This window comes from Thermomonas sp., assembly GCF_019104945.1.
In the GTDB taxonomy this organism is placed as follows: domain Bacteria; phylum Pseudomonadota; class Gammaproteobacteria; order Xanthomonadales; family Xanthomonadaceae; genus Thermomonas.
Window position 1 is genome coordinate 47,432 of the sequence record NZ_JAHRWW010000046.1, and the last position, 16,992, is coordinate 64,423.

Below are 16,992 nucleotides of genomic sequence, written 5' to 3' on the forward strand. Positions count from 1 at the left end.
GGGGCGCTTGTGAGGCAGACCCGTACCGATACCTCGATCGCCATCGTGCAGGCCGTGCTCCTGCACGCGTTGCTGTTTGCCCTGATGTTTGCGGGGTTGCAGTGGTCGCGCAGCAGCGTACCGCTGTCGGCGGAAGGTGAGCCGGTTGAAGCCGATCTGGTGACGATGTCGGACTTAAGCGCCTCCATGCAGCGCGCATTAAAACGCCCGGTGAAGGAAGAAGCTCCTGCGCCAACACCTAAGCCCGAGCCGAAGCCCCTCCCCGAGCCGCTGCCTGAAGAAGTGCCCGCGCCGAAAGAACTGCCGCCACCCGTGCCCGAGCCCGCGCCGGTGGAACAAGAGCGCGTGCAGCGCAATGCCGAGGCGCCACCAGTAAAGAAGGTGACGAAAGAGCAAGAAGAAAAGCGCAAACAGCCGCCGCAAGTAGAGCTCAACGCAAAAAACAAGCAAAGCGCGCTGGAACGGCAAAAACAGCAGCAGCTGGAAGAAATTCGCAAGCTGCGCGAGCAGGCCAGCAAAGACCGCAGCATGGCCGAGCAGCGCGCCCAACAGCAGGTCGATGCGCGCGGCACCAAACAGACGCCCTCGCCGGGGAATCGCGGCACCGACCCAAGCCTTTCCGCCAAATATGCCGCCGCCTTGCAGCAAGCCATCTTGCGGCAATGGACGCGCCCGGAAACCGTACCCCTAGGGCAGCGCTGCCGCATCTCTATTCGGCAAATCCCCGGCGGTGAAGTCACCGACGTGGATATTTCGCCCACCTGCCCATTTGATGCACTGGGACGGCGGTCGGTAGAGGCGGCCGTATTGAAGGCCTCGCCGCTGCCTTACGCGGGTTTTGAAAATGTATTTAATCGCAACCTTGAGCTGAATTTCGTAGCAGAAGACCGATAATCCCGGTTTCTAGAGGCTTTTTAGCCCCTTAGTCCGCTGGCGTTCATGCATTCTTCACCAATTTCGCGCATCCTGTTCATCTTGCTGTCGAGAAAACGCCGGATCTTATGAATTCAATCCGTTGTCGCACTGCGTCGCTAGCCCTATTGCTTGCCGCCCTGCTGCCCGTGGCGGCGTTTGCGCAGTCTAAAGGGCTCGAAATCGACATCGTAGGCGGCAATGCAGCAGCGCTTCCTATTGCTGTGGTGCCGTTTGGCGGCAATTGCGGGGATACCGATGTAGGCGATGTGGTGCGCGCCGATCTCGCGCGCTCCGGCCAATTTCGTTCCCCCGAACCGGCCAGCCTGCCGGAGCGCCCGGTGCAGGGCAGCGAAGTGGCTTACCCCACCTGGCGCATGCTCAAACAAGATTTCTTGCTGATTGGCCGCTGCATTGCAAGCGGCGATAGTTACCGCACCGAATACGAACTCTTTGATGTAGCCAAACAGGAGCGCTTACTGGGCTTTGCGCTCTCCGCGCCGGGCAGTGCCATGCGCGATGTGGCGCACCAGATCAGCGATGCCGTGTATGAGAAAATTCTTGGCGTGCCGGGTGCGTTCTGGACGCGCATTGCTTATGTCACCTCCAGCGGGCTGGGGCGTGACACCAAATATGCACTGATGGTGGCCGATTCCGATGGTTTTAACCCGCGCGCTGTGGTCAATTCACGCGAGCCGCTGCTGTCACCTTCATGGAGCCCGGACGGGCGCAAGCTCACTTACGTGAGTTTTGAGGGCGGTAATTCGGGTATCTGGGTTCAAGACATTGCCAGCGGCAGCCGCAACCGCATCACCAGCTTCCGCGGCATCAATGGCGCGCCCAGCTTTTCACCCGATGGTTCAAAGCTGGCGATGAGCCTGTCGAAAGGCGGCAACCCCGATATTTACGTGATGGACTTGGGCAGCAAGCACCTTACCCAGGTGACCAATCATTTCGGGATCGATACCGAGCCGGTGTGGACCCCCGACGGTGCTAGCCTGTATTTCACCTCAGACCGCGGCGGCCGCCCGCAGATTTACCAAGTGTCTTCCAGCGGCGGCAGCGCCAGCCGGGTGACGTTTGAAGGCAACTATAACGCCAGCCCGTCGCTTTCATTCGACGGCAAAAAGCTCGCCACGGCGCAAGGTGCAGGCAATGTCTATCGCGTCGCGCTGATGGACCGCAGTACCGGAAGCCCGCGCTGGAGCATGCTCTCGCCCGGCTCGATGGACGAATCACCTAGCTTTGCGCCCAATGGCGCGATGCTGCTCTACGCCGCGCGTGAAGGGCGCCGTGGCGTGCTGTATGCCGTATCTGCCGATGGCCGTGTTCGCCAGCGGCTTATGTTGGCCGAAGGTGATGTGCGCGAACCGGCATGGTCCCCCTACCGGAAGCGTTAGTCTCACGCCCTAAAGACATCTGAACCGGCTAGACTGGCCGGATTCAGCTTTTTTGTAATACCACGACGAGGAATTACCCATGGCTGTTTCCATCCCCAATGTTGCACGTGTGTTGACGCTGGCCGTTCTGGCCTCGGCAGTCGCTGTTGGCTGCTCGAAGAAAGTCAAAGAAACCCCCCCGGCTCCGCAGGTTGAAGCCCCGGCTGCTGCGCCCCAAGAAGCACCGAAGTCCGGCGTGTACACCCCGGCCGACCTCGACAGCGATGCCTGCTTGATCCAGCGCACGATCTACTTCGATCTGGACAAAGACCTGGTGAAGCCGGAGTTTGCCGCGATCATGAACTGCCACGCCAAGTACCTGCGTGACCGTCCGAGCGCCCGCCTGCGTCTGGAAGGCAATGCCGACGAGCGCGGTAGCCGTGAATACAACCTTGGCCTCGGCGAGCGCCGTGGCAATGCGGTGAACTCCGCACTGCAGGCCAACGGTGGTTCGCCGTCGCAGCTGACCGTGATCAGCTACGGTGAAGAACGCCCGGTGTGCAACGATTCCAACGAAGCGTGCTGGTCGAAGAACCGCCGCGTTGAACTGATCTACACCGAGAAGTGATGCGCCGTTCGGCCATCCTTTGTGTGGCAGCGGCGGTGCTTTTAGCACCGTCGCTCGCCTCTGCGCAGCGCGTCAGCCTAGCCGACCGGGTAGCCGCTCTTGAAACGCGCGCAGCAGGAGACCAAAGCGGTACCGAGTTGGTCAACCAAATGACCCAGCTACGGCAAGAGGTGCAAGACCTACGCGGCCAGTTGGAAGAACTGCAGCAGCAGTTGGAAAAGAACAAGCAAAGCCAGCGTGCGCAATACCTCGATCTAAGCGGGCGCTTGGATCGCCTAGAAGGGGGTACTCCCGCACCCGCGCAAGCGTCGGTGCCAGTGTCAGAAACCCCTGCTCCAGCCGTTGCAGCGCCTACCGTATCTGCAGCCGCCTCTTCAGCACCTGCCGCAAAAGACGAGCAAAGTGCGTATAACCACGCATTCGAAGCACTGAAGTCGGGCGACTACGTCGAGTCGGCGCGGCGTCTGCACGCGTTCTTGGACTCGTTTCCCAGTGGCCAATTGGCCGCCAATGCGCTGTATTGGCTGGGTGAAAGTTATTACGTGACGCAGAACTATGCGTTGGCCGCCGATCAGTTCAAAGCACTGCTTGGCCGCTACCCCACCCACGATAAAGCCCCCGGCGCGTTGCTCAAATTGGGCCTTTCGCAGCAGGGCTTGCGGCACACCGATGCAGCCGTGGCCACGCTTCGGCAAGTCATTCAGCGCTACCCTAATTCCGATGTGGCACGCATCGCCGATGAACGGCTGCGTTCGATTCAGTTCACAAGCAGCCGTTAAACTAAGCCAATGAACGCTGATGAACATACGGCCACCATTGCGGCCGAGAGCCCGCGTGAGCGCCTAAAACTCACCGAAATTTTTCTTTCTCTACAGGGCGAAGCACGCGATGCGGGCTGGCCTACGGTCTTTGTGCGCCTCACTGGTTGCCCCCTGCGCTGCCAGTATTGCGATACCACCTATGCATTTTACGGCGGCAACTGGTGGGAGATCGACGCCATTTTAGAAGAAGTGGCCAAATACGGTGCGCGGCATGTCTGCGTCACCGGCGGCGAGCCGTTGGCGCAAAAGCGCTGCGTGCATCTGCTGGAAAAACTCTGCGATGCCGGTTATATCGTGTCGCTGGAAACATCCGGGGCGATGGATATTGGCAACGTGGATGCGCGCGTGTCGCGGGTGATGGATATCAAAACACCGGGCTCGGGCGAAGTGGCGCGCAACCATTGGGCCAATATTCCGCTGCTCACCACGCACGATCAGGTGAAGTTCGTCATTTGCTCGCGCGAAGATTTCGACTGGGCGAAAGACATCGTGGCGCAATACCAGTTGCACACCGTCTGCGATGTGCTGTTTTCACCCAGTGCTGGCCAAGTGCAGGCGCGCGAATTGGCCGATTGGATCGTGACTGAAAAAGTACCAGTGCGCTTTCAGATGCAGCTGCACAAAATTCTTTGGGGCGAGGAGCCGGGCCGATGAAAAAGGCAGTTGTTTTGGTATCGGGCGGCATGGACTCGGCCGTGGTCTTGGCCATGGCGCGTGAGCAGGGCTTCGAAACCTATGCGCTCAGCGTGCGCTACGGCCAGCGGCACACTTCAGAATTAGACGCCGCCGCGCGTGTGGCGAAAATGCTGGGTGCAAGCGAACACAAAACCGTGCATGTCGATCTGCGCAGCATTGGTGGCTCGGCGCTCACCGACGATATCGCCGTGCCCACTGAGGCCGATGGGCATGTGATCGGGCAGGGGATTCCTTCCACCTATGTGCCTGCGCGCAATACCATCATGCTGTCGGTGGCACTGGGCTGGGCCGAAGTGCTTGGCTCCACGGATTTGTTCTGCGGCGTCAACGCGGTGGACTATTCCGGTTATCCCGACTGCCGTCCGGAGTTCGTGGCAGGTTTCGAGCAGCTCGCCAATTTGGCCACCAAAGCCGGTGTGGAAGGCAGCCGTTTTCGCGTCCATGCACCGCTCATGGCGCTGTCCAAGGCCGATATTGCGAAGGAAGGAATCCGCCTAGGTGTGGACTTCGCGCAGACGGTAAGCTGCTACCAAGCCGATGAAGATGGGCTGGCGTGCGGCCACTGCGATGCCTGCCGTTTACGTGCGCAAGGGTTTGAAGATGCAAAAATTTCAGACCCAACCCGATACATTGGGGCAAACATAGGTTAAGATATGCACCCCCGGCGCAATGCCGGGATGCTTTTTGTGGGTCGTTAGCTCAGTCGGTAGAGCATCGGACTTTTAATCCGCTGGTCGATGGTTCGAATCCATCACGACCCACCATCTCATCGCGCACTTCAGCGCAGCACCTCAAGCACTTTATCCGCGGCCACATTCGCCACAATCTTGGCGTGGCCGGGCGCACTCCATAGAATGAATCGAAGACCGCTTGCTTGGGCTTTTTTGTCAAGGTACATGCGCGCCAGCAGCGCGTCTGCGCAGAGTCCGTTCGGAATGGCGGTAGGTAGCTGGAAGCGATGCAGCAGGGCCTGCAGCGCGTCGGCGTCGCTTGCGCTGGCAAGGCCAAGTGCGGCCGATAGGCGGGCGGCCAGCACCATGCCAACGGCCACCGCTTCACCATGATTCAGGCCTTCGCCATAGCCTTGTTCGGCCTCGATCGTGTGGCCGAAGGTGTGGCCGAAGTTGAGCAGGGCGCGCTCGCCGTGTTCAAACGGATCGCGTTCGGTAATCGCGGCTTTGTGGGCACAGCTGCGCGCAATGGCTTCGCTTAGTGCGGCATCGTCACCACTAAGGAGCGCGTCGCAGTGTGCGCTAAGCCAGTGCAAAAACGGGGCGTCGATAATCGCACCATATTTAATGACTTCAGCTAGGCCAGCGCGCAATTCTCGCGGTGGCAGCGTGTGCAGGACGCGGGTATCGGCGATCACCGCGCGCGGGGTATGAAACGCACCAACGAGGTTTTTTCCCCGCGGAATATCTACTGCCGTTTTTCCACCCACGGAGGAATCCACCATCGCCAAGAGGCTGGTGGGGAGCTGTACTACGTCAATTCCGCGCATCCAGCACGCCGCAGCAAAGCCCGCCATATCGCCAATGACGCCGCCGCCCAAAGCAATGACGCAGGCGTCGCGGGTTGCGCCAAGTGCGGCCAGCGCTTCAATGACGCCCCCAAAGTTGTTTAGCGTTTTTTCTGCCTCACCCGCAGGGATCACATGTTGGGCAATGAGTAATTCGGGCCTAGCGGCCAGTAGGGCAGCTTCCACCTGTGCGGCATAAAGCGGTGCAACGTGGCTATCGCTCACAATCAGCACGTGGCGGCCGCGCAGCGTGGCGCTTAATAGCGCGCCGTCTTGCACTAAGCCGGGGCCGATATGGATGTCGTAGGGGGCACTGCCTGCAACGGTGACGGTGTGACGTGGAGAGTTCATGCGTGTTGGGCCTTGAACGATGCGATTTGCGCGGCCAGCGTGGCGGCTGCGGCCTGCGGGTCAAGTGTGGAGGTGTCGAAGTAAAGCTGCGCGCTGCTGCGATACAGCGGCTCGCGCTGTGCCTGTAGATCGGCAAGGCGCTGCGCGGGGTTGTCGGTGTGCAGGAGGGGGCGGTTGGCGTCTCCAGCAATGCGCTGCAACTGAATATCGGGCGCTACTTGCAGATACACCACGATGCCCGCAGCACGCATGATGCGACGGTTTTTTTCGCGCAGCACCGCGCCACCGCCGGTGGCGATCACTGCTGCTGGGGCGTTGATGAGGTCACGCAGGGCCTGGGTTTCGCGCTCACGAAACCCCGCTTCGCCTTCCTCTTCAAAAATAACGGGGATAGGCTTGCCCGCCGTCATCACGATCTGCGCATCCACATCCAAAAGTGTGCGCCCAAGCAGCGCGGCCAGAGCCAGACCCAGCGTACTTTTGCCCGCGCCCATGGGGCCGATAAGGAGGATGTGATCGTGATTTTGCATCGCAGCATGCTAACAGGCAGATGCGCGCAGGGCGCGCGCAGGTGACAATAGCGCCATGAAAATCTTATCTGACGAAATTCTGTCTCAGTTCGATACCCTGTTTGCCGAGGCGTTGGCTGCAGGTGAACCCGACCGCACGGCCATGACGCTGGCCACGGTGGGGGGCGAGGGGCAGCCATCTGCGCGTATCGTGCTACTGAAAGAGCACGACGCCCAAGGCTTCGTGTTCTACACCCATCTCGATGGGCGCAAAGGGCGCGAGCTGCAAGCCACCGCCAAGGCGGCGCTGCTGTTCTATTGGCCGCGCGTGCGCGAAGGTGTGCAGGTGCGTATCGAAGGCGCGGTGGAAGTGGTTTCTGAAGCCGAGGCCGATGCGTATTTCGCCAGCCGCCCGCGCGGCAGCCAATTAGGGGCTTGGGCTTCACATCAGTCGGAAACGCTGGATGCGCGCGAAACCTTCGATGCGCGCCTTGCTCACTATGCGGAAGAGTTCGATGGCCGCGACGTGCCGCGCCCGCCGCGTTGGACCGGGTTTCGTGTGATTCCCCACGCAGTGGAGTTTTGGTACGCCGCCCAGTACCGCCTGCACGAGCGCTGGTTGTACGAGTGCGATGCGCAAGGCCAATGGGCCAAGCGCATGCTGTACCCGTAAGCCTTAGTCGTTCGCGGCTGAAAGCTCTACACCGCGTACGCGCGCGGCGTGGATGGCCTCGTCCACAAGGCTGCGGAAGCCGCCCGCTTCAAAGGTTTCGATTGCTGCTTGCGTGGTGCCATTGGGCGAGGTTACCCGGCGGCGCAGCTCAGCGGCATCGACATTGGACTCGGTGAGCATGCGCGCCGCACCGAGTACCGTTTGTAGGGCCAGTGTGCGCGCTGCGGGCTCGGACAGACCTTCTTGAACGCCCGCGTGGATCATGGCTTCGGCCAGTAAAAACACATAGGCCGGGCCGCTGCCGGAAACGGCCGTCACGGCGTCCATCTGCGCTTCATCTGCAATCCAAACCGTTTTGCCCGCAGCAGAGAGCAGCGTTTCGGTGAGTTGCTTGCCCGCTGCGTCCACCGCTGCGGTGGCAAATAACCCGGTAACACCAGCGCCAAGCAGGGCAGGGGTGTTGGGCATAGTGCGCACCACCGGCAACCGCCCGCCCAGCCAGCGTTCGAGCTGGGTGGCGGTAATGCCGGCGGCAATGGAAATAACCAGTGGTTTGCCAGACTGCGCGGCACTGGCCAGCCCTTCGCACACTGGGCGCATCACTTGTGGTTTGACCGCAAACACCCACGTGTCGGCCCCGGTCACCGCTTCTTCGGCGTGCTCGAACACGGCAACGCCAAAATCGCGCTGCAGCGCCTCACGTAGCGGAGGTACGGGTTCGGCTACGCGAATCGATGCGGGGGGGCGGCCCTGTGCAATAAGGCCACCAATCAGGCTACGCGCCATATTGCCGCCGCCGATAAATGCGATGCTGGTATTCATACTGAAGATTCCAATTTAGGGGGGCGGGGGCCGAATAGGGCGCTGCCGATGCGCACCATGGTCGCACCTTCTTCAATCGCGGCAACAAAGTCTTCACTCATGCCCATTGAGAGCGTGTCGATCTGCGGAAAGGTCGCGCTGAGGGTGTCGAATAATGCCGACATCGCCCGGAATGCGGCGTGACGGCGCTGCATATCGGGGTCTGGGGATGGAATCGCCATCAGTCCACGTAACTTTAGATTGGGATGGGCCGCAACCGCCGCGGCAAGCTCGGCCACCGCTTCAGGGGCGCAGCCGCTTTTGCTGGCTTCATCGTCGATATTGACCTGAATGAGCAAGTTGAGTGGGGGGCGATCGATGGGCCGATGCTTGGCCAGTGCTTCCACCAGCTTGCGCCGATCAACGGTTTGTACCCAGTCGAAGGCCCGCGCGGCGACGTCGGCTTTGTTTGACTGCAGGTGGCCAATCATGTGCCACTCCAGCCCTTGTGCGCGTAGTGCCTCGATTTTGGGTAGGGCTTCTTGCACATAATTTTCACCGAACGCGCGCTGGCCAGCGGCGGCCATGGCCGCGATGTCGGCGGCCTCTCGGGTTTTGGAAACGGCCAGTAAACGCGGCTCTGGCCGGTTTGGCCATGCCTTCGCGTTATGAATAGAGGTTAGGGCGGCTTGCAGGGAAGCGGCAAGTGGGGTGGTCATTGTCTGTGTCACGGGAGTTGAACGCGGCGAGTCTGACGCTCATACTGCCAGCGGGGTGCGGCCGGTGCCAGCCGTTGGTCGCCTTTTCAGGGAACGCTCACGAAATAACGACGTAGAGGGGCAAGCATGGATATCGCCGAACTTCTGGCATTTTCCGTAAAAAATAAAGCATCGGACCTGCACCTTTCCGCAGGCCTGCCGCCAATGATCCGTGTGGACGGCGACGTGCGCCGTATCAACATTCCTGCACTGGATCACAAGCAAGTCCACGCGCTGGTGTACGACATCATGTCGGACAAGCAGCGCCGCGATTACGAAGAATTTTTGGAAGTGGACTTCAGCTTCGAAATTCCCAGTCTTGCGCGTTTTCGTGTCAACGCCTTCAACCAAAACCGAGGCGCGGGTGCGGTGTTCCGTACCATTCCCTCGGAAGTGCTGACCCTAGAAGACCTTGGCTGCCCGCGCATCTTCAAGGACTTGATCGAGCAGCCGCAGGGCTTGATCTTGGTCACCGGGCCTACTGGTTCGGGTAAGTCCACCACGCTGGCGGCGATGATCGATCACATCAACAAAAACGAGTACGGCCATATTCTGTCGGTGGAAGACCCGATCGAATTCGTGCACACCTCGCAAAAATGCTTGATCAACCAACGCGAAGTGCACCGCGATACCCACGGCTTCAACGAGGCGCTGCGCTCGGCATTGCGTGAAGACCCGGACATCATCTTAGTGGGCGAATTGCGCGACCTTGAAACCATCCGCTTAGCGCTTACCGCGGCCGAAACCGGCCACTTGGTGTTCGCCACCTTGCATACCAGTTCGGCGGCCAAAACCATCGACCGTATCATCGACGTGTTCCCGGCGGGCGAAAAGCCGATGGTGCGTTCGATGCTGTCGGAATCGCTGCGCGCCGTGATCGCGCAGGCGCTGCTGAAGAAAGTGGGCGGCGGTCGTACTGCGGCATGGGAAATCATGGTGGGCACCCCCGCCATTCGTAACCTGATCCGCGAAGACAAAGTGGCGCAGATGTACTCGTCCATTCAAACCGGGCAGAACGCGGGCATGCAGACCTTGGATCAGCATTTGCAAGAGCTGGTCAAGCGCGGCATGGTCAGCCGCCAGCAGGCGCGCGAATATGCCAAGGACAAGCGGTTATTCGAATAAGGCCTGGAGCCCGCCATGAGCAGCATTGATTTCACCTCGTTTCTTAAATTGATGGCGCACCAAAAGGCGTCCGACCTCTTCATTACCGCCGGGATGCCGCCGTCGATGAAGGTCAACGGCAAAATCACACCGATCACCCAGAATCCGCTGACGGCGCAGCAGTCGCGCGATCTGGTGCTGAACGTGATGACGCCGCAGCAACGCGAAGAGTTTGAAAAAACCCACGAATGCAACTTCGCCATCGGTGTGTCGGGCGTGGGCCGCTTCCGCGTGAGCTGCTTCTACCAGCGCAATCAAGTAGGCATGGTGCTGCGCCGGATTGAAACGCGCATTCCTTCGGTGGAAGAGTTGAACCTGCCGCCGGTGATCAAAACACTGGCAATGACCAAGCGCGGCATCATCTTGTTTGTGGGCGCCACCGGTACAGGTAAGTCCACGTCGCTGGCGGCGATGATTGGCTACCGCAATGGCAATTCCACCGGGCATATCATCACCATTGAAGACCCGATCGAATTTGTGCACAAGCACGACGGCTGCATCATCACCCAGCGCGAAGTCGGCATCGACACCGATAGCTGGGAGAACGCGCTGAAGAACACTCTGCGCCAAGCACCCGACGTCATCATGATCGGTGAGGTGCGCACCCGCGAGGGGATGGACCACGCCATTGCGTTTGCCGAAACCGGCCACTTGGTGCTGTGCACCCTGCACGCCAATAACGCCAACCAGGCGATGGACCGCATCATCAACTTCTTCCCGGAAGACCGCCGCAACCAGTTGCTGATGGATCTGTCCTTGAACCTCAAAGGTGTGGTCGCGCAGCAGCTGATCCCCACCCCCGATGGTAAAGCGCGCCGAGTGGCGATGGAAATTCTGCTCGGCACCCCGCTGGTGCAGGACTACATCCGCGATGGCGAGATCCACAAGCTGAAGGAAGTGATGAAGGAATCCGTGCAGCTGGGCATGAAGACCTTCGATCAAAGCCTGTTTGAGCTGTACCAGGCCGGCGAGATCAGCTACGAAGACGCGCTACGCTACGCCGACTCCGCCAACGAGGTGCGTTTGCGCATCAAACTGGCGCAGGGCGGCGACGCCCGCACGCTGGCACAGGGGCTCGATGGGGTAGAAATCGCCGAGGCGCGCTGAACAGGCTAAAATGCGCGTCATGGACGAGCATGCGCAAAATTTTGGGAACCACCTGCTGATTGCACTGCCGTCGCTGCAGGATTCCTACTTTGAACGCAGCGTCACGCTGATCTGTCAGCACGATGACGACGGTGCGATGGGGGTGGTGATCAACCGCCCCTCCGACTACACCGTCGGCGAAGTGCTGCAGCAGATGGGGGTGAGCTGCAGCGATAACGGGCTCAAGGCGCAACTGGTGCTGAACGGCGGCCCGGTGCACCCCGAGCGCGGCTTTGTGGTGCACGACGGCGATAAGGCTTGGGATTCCACCCTAAGTATTGGCGACGGGCTGTTTCTGACCACTTCGCGCGACGTAATGGAAGCGATGGCGCGTGGCGAAGGCCCGCCGCAGGCGCTGGTGGCGCTGGGCTGCGCGGGTTGGGGCGCGGGGCAACTCGAGCAAGAGCTTACCGACGATAGCTGGCTGCTGGTGCCGAACCGGCAGGACGTCCTGTTTGAGCTGCCGATGGCGCAGCGCTGGCAGGCAGCGGCGGGCAGTATTGGCATTGACCTGCTGAACCACGCCAGCCATAGCGGCCACGCATGAGCACCGAGGCTCCCGTGATTCGGCCCGATGGCACCGTCCTTGGGTTTGACGTGGGGGCGCGCAGAATTGGTGTAGCGGTAGGCAATGCCCTTACCGGCGGTGCGCGTGCGGTGGCCGTTGTGGACGTGCATGCCGCCGGCCCGGACTGGGCCGCGGTGGAAAAATTGCTGCGCGAATGGCGGCCCGATGGCTTGGTGGTGGGTGATCCGATGACCTTAGACGGCGGCGATCAGCCCATTCGCAAAGCCGCGCGTGCGTTTGCCCAAACCCTGCACGAGCGGTTCCGGTTGCCGGTGGTGATGGTGGATGAGCGCAACAGCTCGCAAGAAGCCGCGCGCCGTTTTGCTGCAGCGCGCGCTGATGGCCGTCGCCGCCGCAGTGATGCCGAAAATCTAGACGCCGTGGCGGCTGTCGTAATCGTCGAACGCTGGCTGTCGTCACCACGGCCTTCGCCATAAATCTATTTCTCAACTTCTTTGTGATCGCCATGACCGTGCAAATCGATAATGCTGGCCGCCAGCGGCATCTGCTGGACTTACAGACACTTCCCGTGGATCGCTTGGACGCCCTGTTGCGCCGTGCGCAGGCGTTTGCAAGCGGAGCGCAAGCGCCGCAGGCACTGGCGGGTGTGGCGGTATGCACGCTGTTTTTTGAACCCTCCACGCGCACTCGGCTGAGCTTTCAGTTAGCGGCGCAGCGGTTGGGGGCGCATATTCTAAATTTTGATGCTTCAACCTCGTCTGCTACCAAGGGTGAAACCGATCTCGACACCTTCCGCAATATCCAAGCGATGGGTGTGCGCGGCTTTGTCGTGCGGCATAAGGGCGATGGTGCGGTGGCGGCACTTGCGGCGGAGGCCGATGCGGGGACTGCGGTGGTGAACGCAGGTGATGGGCGCAGCCACCACCCCACCCAAGGTCTGCTCGACATGCTCACCCTGCGCCAGGCCAAGGGCGACGATTTTTCTAAGCTCAAGGTCGTGATCGTGGGTGATTTGAAGCACTCGCGCGTAGCACGCTCCGACCTGCACGCCCTGCGTGCGCTGGGTTGCGGTGAAATACGCGTATGCGGGCCGCAGTCGCTGCTACCGGACGATGACACGCTGCAAGGTTGCGTAGTCACGCACGATTTCGACGCGGCACTCGATGGTGTGGATGCCCTGATGATGCTGCGTCTGCAGCGCGAGCGCATGACGGAAGGATTGGTGGAATCGCTGGAGGACTACCATCGCGATTACGGGCTGACCACGCAGCGTCTTGGCCGCGCCAAAGCCGATGCCATCGTGATGCATCCGGGGCCGATGAACCGGGGTGTGGAAATTACCGATGCCGTGGCCGACGGCGCGCAGTCGTGGGTATTGCGTCAGGTCAGCAATGGCGTGGCGGTGCGCATGGCGGCGCTCGAAGCGGTGCTGAGCGCGGTAGAGTAATCAGTCGGTTGTTGCGTCGGCGTCTTGCAGGGCGCGTAGTTGGCGCAGCAGCGAGAGCCGTTCCGGTGCCGAGCCGGGCGGCTCAAATTCGATCACGGAAATGGTTTCGGCCGGAATCCACCCGGCTTGCACCAGTGCGGAAGTCATAGCGAAGGTGTTGGACGCCGCGAGCACCTTGGCCAGCGGCGTATCGGCGGCTTCAGGCGAGAGCGCCAACTGGACGGACTCGGGCAGCTCCCAGTGCGCAGCGGCTTGTGCGGACAGGCGTGCGGCAATCGTCATAAAGCGCGGTGCCATCATTGGATCGGCAGCTGTTTCAGCCAACAACGGTAGCGAGGCGGTACGAAGCAGCGCCGAGGTGCCGGTGCCCGAGAGCGTGCCGACGAGCTGGGCTTCACTGACATCGCAATAGCCTACGGCGAGTTTTCCACATAGCCACATGCGTGATTCAGTATGCCGCCACAGACGCTCGCCAATCACCGCGTACGGCCCACCTGTTTGCGTGCGCATGATGGGACGCATGACCGAGGCCAGTAGCGCATGGCGCAACCCCTCGTGGCCAATAATGCGCACGGCTTGCAAAAGTGTAGTGATCGCCTTGGTGCTACGGCGATACCAGACACTATTGGCCACGCGTAGCACTTCACCGGTGAGCAGCGGGTCGCGCACCAGCAGTTCGGCGATGTCGCTGGCGGTGGTGCGATCACGGCGCATCATCGCCATCAGTTGCGGCACTAGGGTAGGCAGGCGCGGGATGCGGCGCAGGTCAAAATGCGCGGCGATCTCTTCTAGCTGCGCAATGGCTTGTTCAAGCTTGGGATGCGGGCTGGTGATTTCGGGTGCGGGTGTGGCATAGCCCAACAGCCATTGGCCGTACAGGGTGACGATCGATTGGGTGTCAACGGGAAGGTAGTGCGCCGGGGCGGCAATAGCGCTGGCATAAGGTGCATCCGCCGGTGCTGCTTGAACTGTGCTGACGTGCGACTCTGGAACAACGGCAATAGGCTGCTGCTCCTGCGCGGGAGCGGCAGCGGGTGGCTTGCGAAAGAATTGAACTAATTTCTTAAACATGCGGGCCAGCCGCCACTCTCCGTGTGCACTGTTATGGGGTGATGCGCTGTCAGCGTAACAGGACTACGGTGGCAAGGCCAAGGAAGGTGAAAAAGCCCAGTGAGTCGGTCAGTGCGGTCAAGAAAATGCCGCTGGCGAGCGCCGGGTCGAAGCCGGCGCGCTTCAGACCGATGGGGATCAAAACGCCCGAAGCCGCGGCAAGCAGCAGGTTGCAGGTAAGGGCGGTGAAAATAACCAGCGACAGCCCGGCGTTGTGGAACCACGCCAAGACGATCAACCCCAGTACGGCCCCCATCAGTAGGCCGTTAAGCAGGGCTACGCGCAGCTCTTTCCAAAGCAGCGTGCGGATGTTGGAACCGCCAATTTGCCCCAGCGCCAAGCCGCGCACCACTAGGGCCATTACCTGTGTACCGGCGTTCCCGCCAAGCCCGGCCACCATCGGCATCAAAATGGCGAGCGCCACCAACTTGTCGATGGTGTGTTCAAACTGGCCAACCACGTTCGCAGCGATAAATGCGGTGCACAGATTGACCGACAGCCACACGAGGCGGCGGCGCATGGCACGCCAAACGGGGCTGAACAGGTCTTCGTCTTCGCCGAGGCCGGCCGCGCTCAAGGCCTGATGCTCGGCCTGTTCGCGGATGATATCGACCACGTCGTCGATGGTGATGCGACCCAGCAAGATGTTGTTGTCATCCACCACCGGCGCGGAAATCCAGTCGTGGTCGGAGAACTGGCGCGCCACTTCATCGGAGGTTTCATCCACACCGATGGCGGGCTGTTCGTCGTCGAGCAGCTGGTTGATCGGCGTGCTGGGCTCATGGGTGAGCAGTGCCTGCAGGGCAATGCGGCCAAGGAACTGGTGACGCTTGCTCACCACGTACAGGTGATCGGTGTGGTCGGGCAATTCGCCGCGCAGACGGAGATAGCGCAGCACCACGTCCACGGTGGTGTCGGCGCGCACGGTGACCACGTCGGGGTTCATCAAGCGCCCGGCGGTGTCTTCATCGTAAGACAGCACCTGTTCGAGACGCTCGCGGTTCTCCCGGTCCATCGACTTCAAGACTTCGTCGATCACCGTATCGGGTAGGTCTTCCACCAGATCGGCCAAGTCGTCGATATCAAGATCGGATGCGGCGGCGATCAGTTCGTCCGGGTCCATGTCGGCGATCAGGCTTTCACGCACTTCATCGCCCACATGCAGCAACACTTCACCGTCGTCCTCGGCTTCCACCAAGCCCCAAACCACACTGCGCTTGCCGGGGGGCAGTGATTCCAGCAGATTGCCAATCTCCGCCGGAGACAGGGTGTTGACCATCCGCTTGACTGGGCCCAAGCGGCCGCTTCCGAGCGCGTCGGAGAGCAGGCGCAGTTGGCGCGCAGTCTTATCGTGGCGGACGGTTTCTGCCATGCGAAATCCCAAAAGGTGAGGGGCGCGGCGTGTCTCGCAGCCGCAAGATCAAGTGTTCATAACCGGCCTATTATCGCCTGAGTACGGACAATAAACGAGCTTGATTTGGCTGTTACATCCAAAGTGAGGCGATATTAAAGGATGTCAGCCCCGGATAACGATCTTGCGGTACCGAATCGGTAATTTGAAAGCCGGGTGCTCGCGTGTCGCGAGTTTCAACCATACTGGTCAGATACCCCTCTGGGGTCATAAGGCGGGCGACAAGTGGGGTGGCGGCGTCAGTACCTTGGTGTAAGACGATTCCAATTTCGCCATTTTCAAGGCGAACCAAGGTTCCAGGGGGATAGATTCCAATTGCCTTGATCAAGGCAGCTGCAAAAGCCTCATCAACTTGCTTCCCTCGCTCCAGAAAAATATTGCGCAATGCCGTTCGGGCAGGGAGTGCGTCGCGATAAGACCGTGGACGCAGCATTGCCGTATAGATATCGACAATGGCGAGCAAGCGTGTGGGGCGTAATATCGCATCGCCACGCAGGCCGTCTGGGTAGCCTGAGCCGTCTAGGCGTTCATGATGATGCAAGACAGCGTCCAGCCAAACAGGGTTGGTTATGCCTGCATCCTCCAGTAAACGTCGACCGCGTTCTGGATGCATACGAATGAGCTGGCGCTGCTCGAGAGTAAGCTCCGTGCTTTGCGCGTTGAGCTGAGCGGAGATTGGGCCAAGCGCAATGTCATAAGTGAGTGCTGCGCAAGCGAGATCATGAACGGTGGCGTCGTCGAGACGCAGTGCGCGTGCAGCAAAGATGCATATCACGGCAGCATGGGTTTGCCGTGCAGCGTGATCGCTTGGGTCAAGTTGAAGCTGCATCGAGGAAAGGGCAGCATCGGCGTCGCGATGGATAGCATCGGTGATAGTCTCAGCCATGCGGGCGGTTGTTTCGTCAGCGTTGGTGGCTGTGCCGCTCAATATTTGCCTATGTAGTAAGCCAATATCTGACTGGAGCTGGGTGATGGCTGCGAAGGGGACGATGGGGCCAAGAAATTCTTCTGCCGCCTGCGTTTCGTTCGCTTCTTGATCGGCAATTAGACAGCCGCGATCCAGTAGTGTTTGTGCTTGGCTTTCGCTTTCGATGGTGCCACCTTGCCGCAGTAGGAGCATGCCGTAGCGGTCATAAAT

Annotated in this window: 18 protein-coding genes, 1 tRNA gene and 1 pseudogene; 13 read left to right on the forward strand and 7 right to left on the reverse strand. The window is 60.5% G+C overall.

The genetic code is table 11. The features are described from left to right. Window positions 1-9 precede the first annotated feature (9 nt). The 7 genes from KUL77_RS10770 (at window position 10) to KUL77_RS10800 (ending at window position 5,200) form a co-directional block, all read left to right on the forward strand. Window positions 10-894, forward strand: a complete 885-nt coding sequence (locus tag KUL77_RS10770) for a cell envelope integrity protein TolA (protein ID WP_297146891.1) — start codon at window positions 10-12, stop codon at window positions 892-894. 107 nt (window positions 895-1,001) lie between these two features. Next, entirely contained in the window at window positions 1,002-2,312 is a 1,311-nt protein-coding gene (gene tolB / locus KUL77_RS10775; protein WP_297146894.1) for a Tol-Pal system beta propeller repeat protein TolB, read from the forward strand. Between the two features lie 79 nt (window positions 2,313-2,391). Next, entirely contained in the window at window positions 2,392-2,919 is a 528-nt protein-coding gene (pal, locus tag KUL77_RS10780) for a peptidoglycan-associated lipoprotein Pal (RefSeq protein WP_297146897.1), read from the forward strand. Beyond that, complete coding sequence (ybgF, locus tag KUL77_RS10785) at window positions 2,919-3,698, forward strand: tol-pal system protein YbgF (protein WP_297146900.1); 780 nt, start codon at window positions 2,919-2,921, stop codon at window positions 3,696-3,698. Before pal ends, ybgF begins: the two co-directional genes overlap by 1 nt. Window positions 3,699-3,707: 9 nt before the next feature. After that, window positions 3,708-4,394 carry a 7-carboxy-7-deazaguanine synthase QueE gene (gene queE, locus KUL77_RS10790; protein WP_297146903.1) on the forward strand — a complete coding sequence of 229 codons (687 nt, stop codon included), beginning with the start codon at window positions 3,708-3,710 and terminating at the stop codon, window positions 4,392-4,394. Next, window positions 4,391-5,086: a 7-cyano-7-deazaguanine synthase QueC gene (queC, locus tag KUL77_RS10795; RefSeq protein ID WP_297146907.1), complete on the forward strand. Its 696-nt coding sequence runs from the start codon at window positions 4,391-4,393 to the stop codon at window positions 5,084-5,086. Before queE ends, queC begins: the two co-directional genes overlap by 4 nt. A gap of 38 nt (window positions 5,087-5,124) precedes the next feature. Next, window positions 5,125-5,200, forward strand: a tRNA-Lys gene (locus KUL77_RS10800). Window positions 5,201-5,214: 14 nt separating this feature from the next. Here KUL77_RS10800 and aroB read toward each other — a convergent pair. Both aroB and KUL77_RS10810 read right to left on the reverse strand, forming a co-directional pair. Then, window positions 5,215-6,306, reverse strand: coding sequence for a 3-dehydroquinate synthase (aroB, locus tag KUL77_RS10805; RefSeq protein ID WP_297146910.1), 1,092 nt, complete (start codon window positions 6,304-6,306; stop codon window positions 5,215-5,217). Continuing rightward, the gene (locus KUL77_RS10810) at window positions 6,303-6,836 is read right to left on the reverse strand and encodes a shikimate kinase (RefSeq protein WP_297146912.1); all 534 of its coding nucleotides are present in this window, start codon (window positions 6,834-6,836) and stop codon (window positions 6,303-6,305) included. The genes aroB and KUL77_RS10810 overlap by 4 nt, the downstream gene beginning before the upstream one ends. Before the next feature lie 37 nt (window positions 6,837-6,873). Between KUL77_RS10810 and pdxH the strand changes: the two are divergent. Continuing rightward, window positions 6,874-7,488 (forward strand): annotated as a pseudogene (pdxH, locus tag KUL77_RS10815) (pyridoxamine 5'-phosphate oxidase); the annotation flags it as partial. 3 nt (window positions 7,489-7,491) lie between these two features. Here the strand turns inward: pdxH and proC are convergent. Continuing rightward, a complete protein-coding gene (proC, locus tag KUL77_RS10820) occupies window positions 7,492-8,310 on the reverse strand; it encodes a pyrroline-5-carboxylate reductase (protein WP_297146915.1) in 819 nt (272 codons plus the stop codon). After that, window positions 8,307-9,008, reverse strand: coding sequence for a YggS family pyridoxal phosphate-dependent enzyme (locus KUL77_RS10825; protein ID WP_297146918.1), 702 nt, complete (start codon window positions 9,006-9,008; stop codon window positions 8,307-8,309). The genes proC and KUL77_RS10825 overlap by 4 nt, the downstream gene beginning before the upstream one ends. 126 nt (window positions 9,009-9,134) lie before the next feature. Here KUL77_RS10825 and KUL77_RS10830 point away from each other — a divergent pair, with 126 nt between their 5' ends. From KUL77_RS10830 to KUL77_RS10850, 5 genes are read left to right on the forward strand one after another with little or no spacing between them, the layout of a single operon-like run. Then, complete coding sequence (locus KUL77_RS10830; RefSeq protein ID WP_297146921.1) at window positions 9,135-10,172, forward strand: type IV pilus twitching motility protein PilT; 1,038 nt, start codon at window positions 9,135-9,137, stop codon at window positions 10,170-10,172. Between the two features lie 15 nt (window positions 10,173-10,187). Then, window positions 10,188-11,318: a PilT/PilU family type 4a pilus ATPase gene (locus tag KUL77_RS10835; protein WP_297146924.1), complete on the forward strand. Its 1,131-nt coding sequence runs from the start codon at window positions 10,188-10,190 to the stop codon at window positions 11,316-11,318. 19 nt (window positions 11,319-11,337) lie between these two features. Further along, entirely contained in the window at window positions 11,338-11,904 is a 567-nt protein-coding gene (locus KUL77_RS10840) for a YqgE/AlgH family protein (RefSeq protein ID WP_297146927.1), read from the forward strand. Beyond that, window positions 11,901-12,362, forward strand: a complete 462-nt coding sequence (gene ruvX / locus KUL77_RS10845; RefSeq protein ID WP_297146932.1) for a Holliday junction resolvase RuvX — start codon at window positions 11,901-11,903, stop codon at window positions 12,360-12,362. The genes KUL77_RS10840 and ruvX overlap by 4 nt, the downstream gene beginning before the upstream one ends. A gap of 29 nt (window positions 12,363-12,391) precedes the next feature. Next, a complete protein-coding gene (locus KUL77_RS10850) occupies window positions 12,392-13,333 on the forward strand; it encodes an aspartate carbamoyltransferase catalytic subunit (RefSeq protein WP_297146935.1) in 942 nt (313 codons plus the stop codon). Here the strand turns inward: KUL77_RS10850 and KUL77_RS10855 are convergent, their stop codons facing one another. The 3 genes from KUL77_RS10855 to KUL77_RS10865 all read right to left on the reverse strand — a co-directional run. Then, window positions 13,334-14,404, reverse strand: a complete 1,071-nt coding sequence (locus KUL77_RS10855) for an HDOD domain-containing protein (protein WP_297146939.1) — start codon at window positions 14,402-14,404, stop codon at window positions 13,334-13,336. Window positions 14,405-14,453: 49 nt separating this feature from the next. After that, window positions 14,454-15,815, reverse strand: a complete 1,362-nt coding sequence (mgtE, locus tag KUL77_RS10860) for a magnesium transporter (RefSeq protein ID WP_297146942.1) — start codon at window positions 15,813-15,815, stop codon at window positions 14,454-14,456. A 112-nt stretch (window positions 15,816-15,927) separates the two neighbouring features. Then, window positions 15,928-16,992 (reverse strand): HD domain-containing phosphohydrolase (locus tag KUL77_RS10865; RefSeq protein ID WP_297146945.1); only part of this gene is annotated, 1,065 nt, incomplete at its 5' end.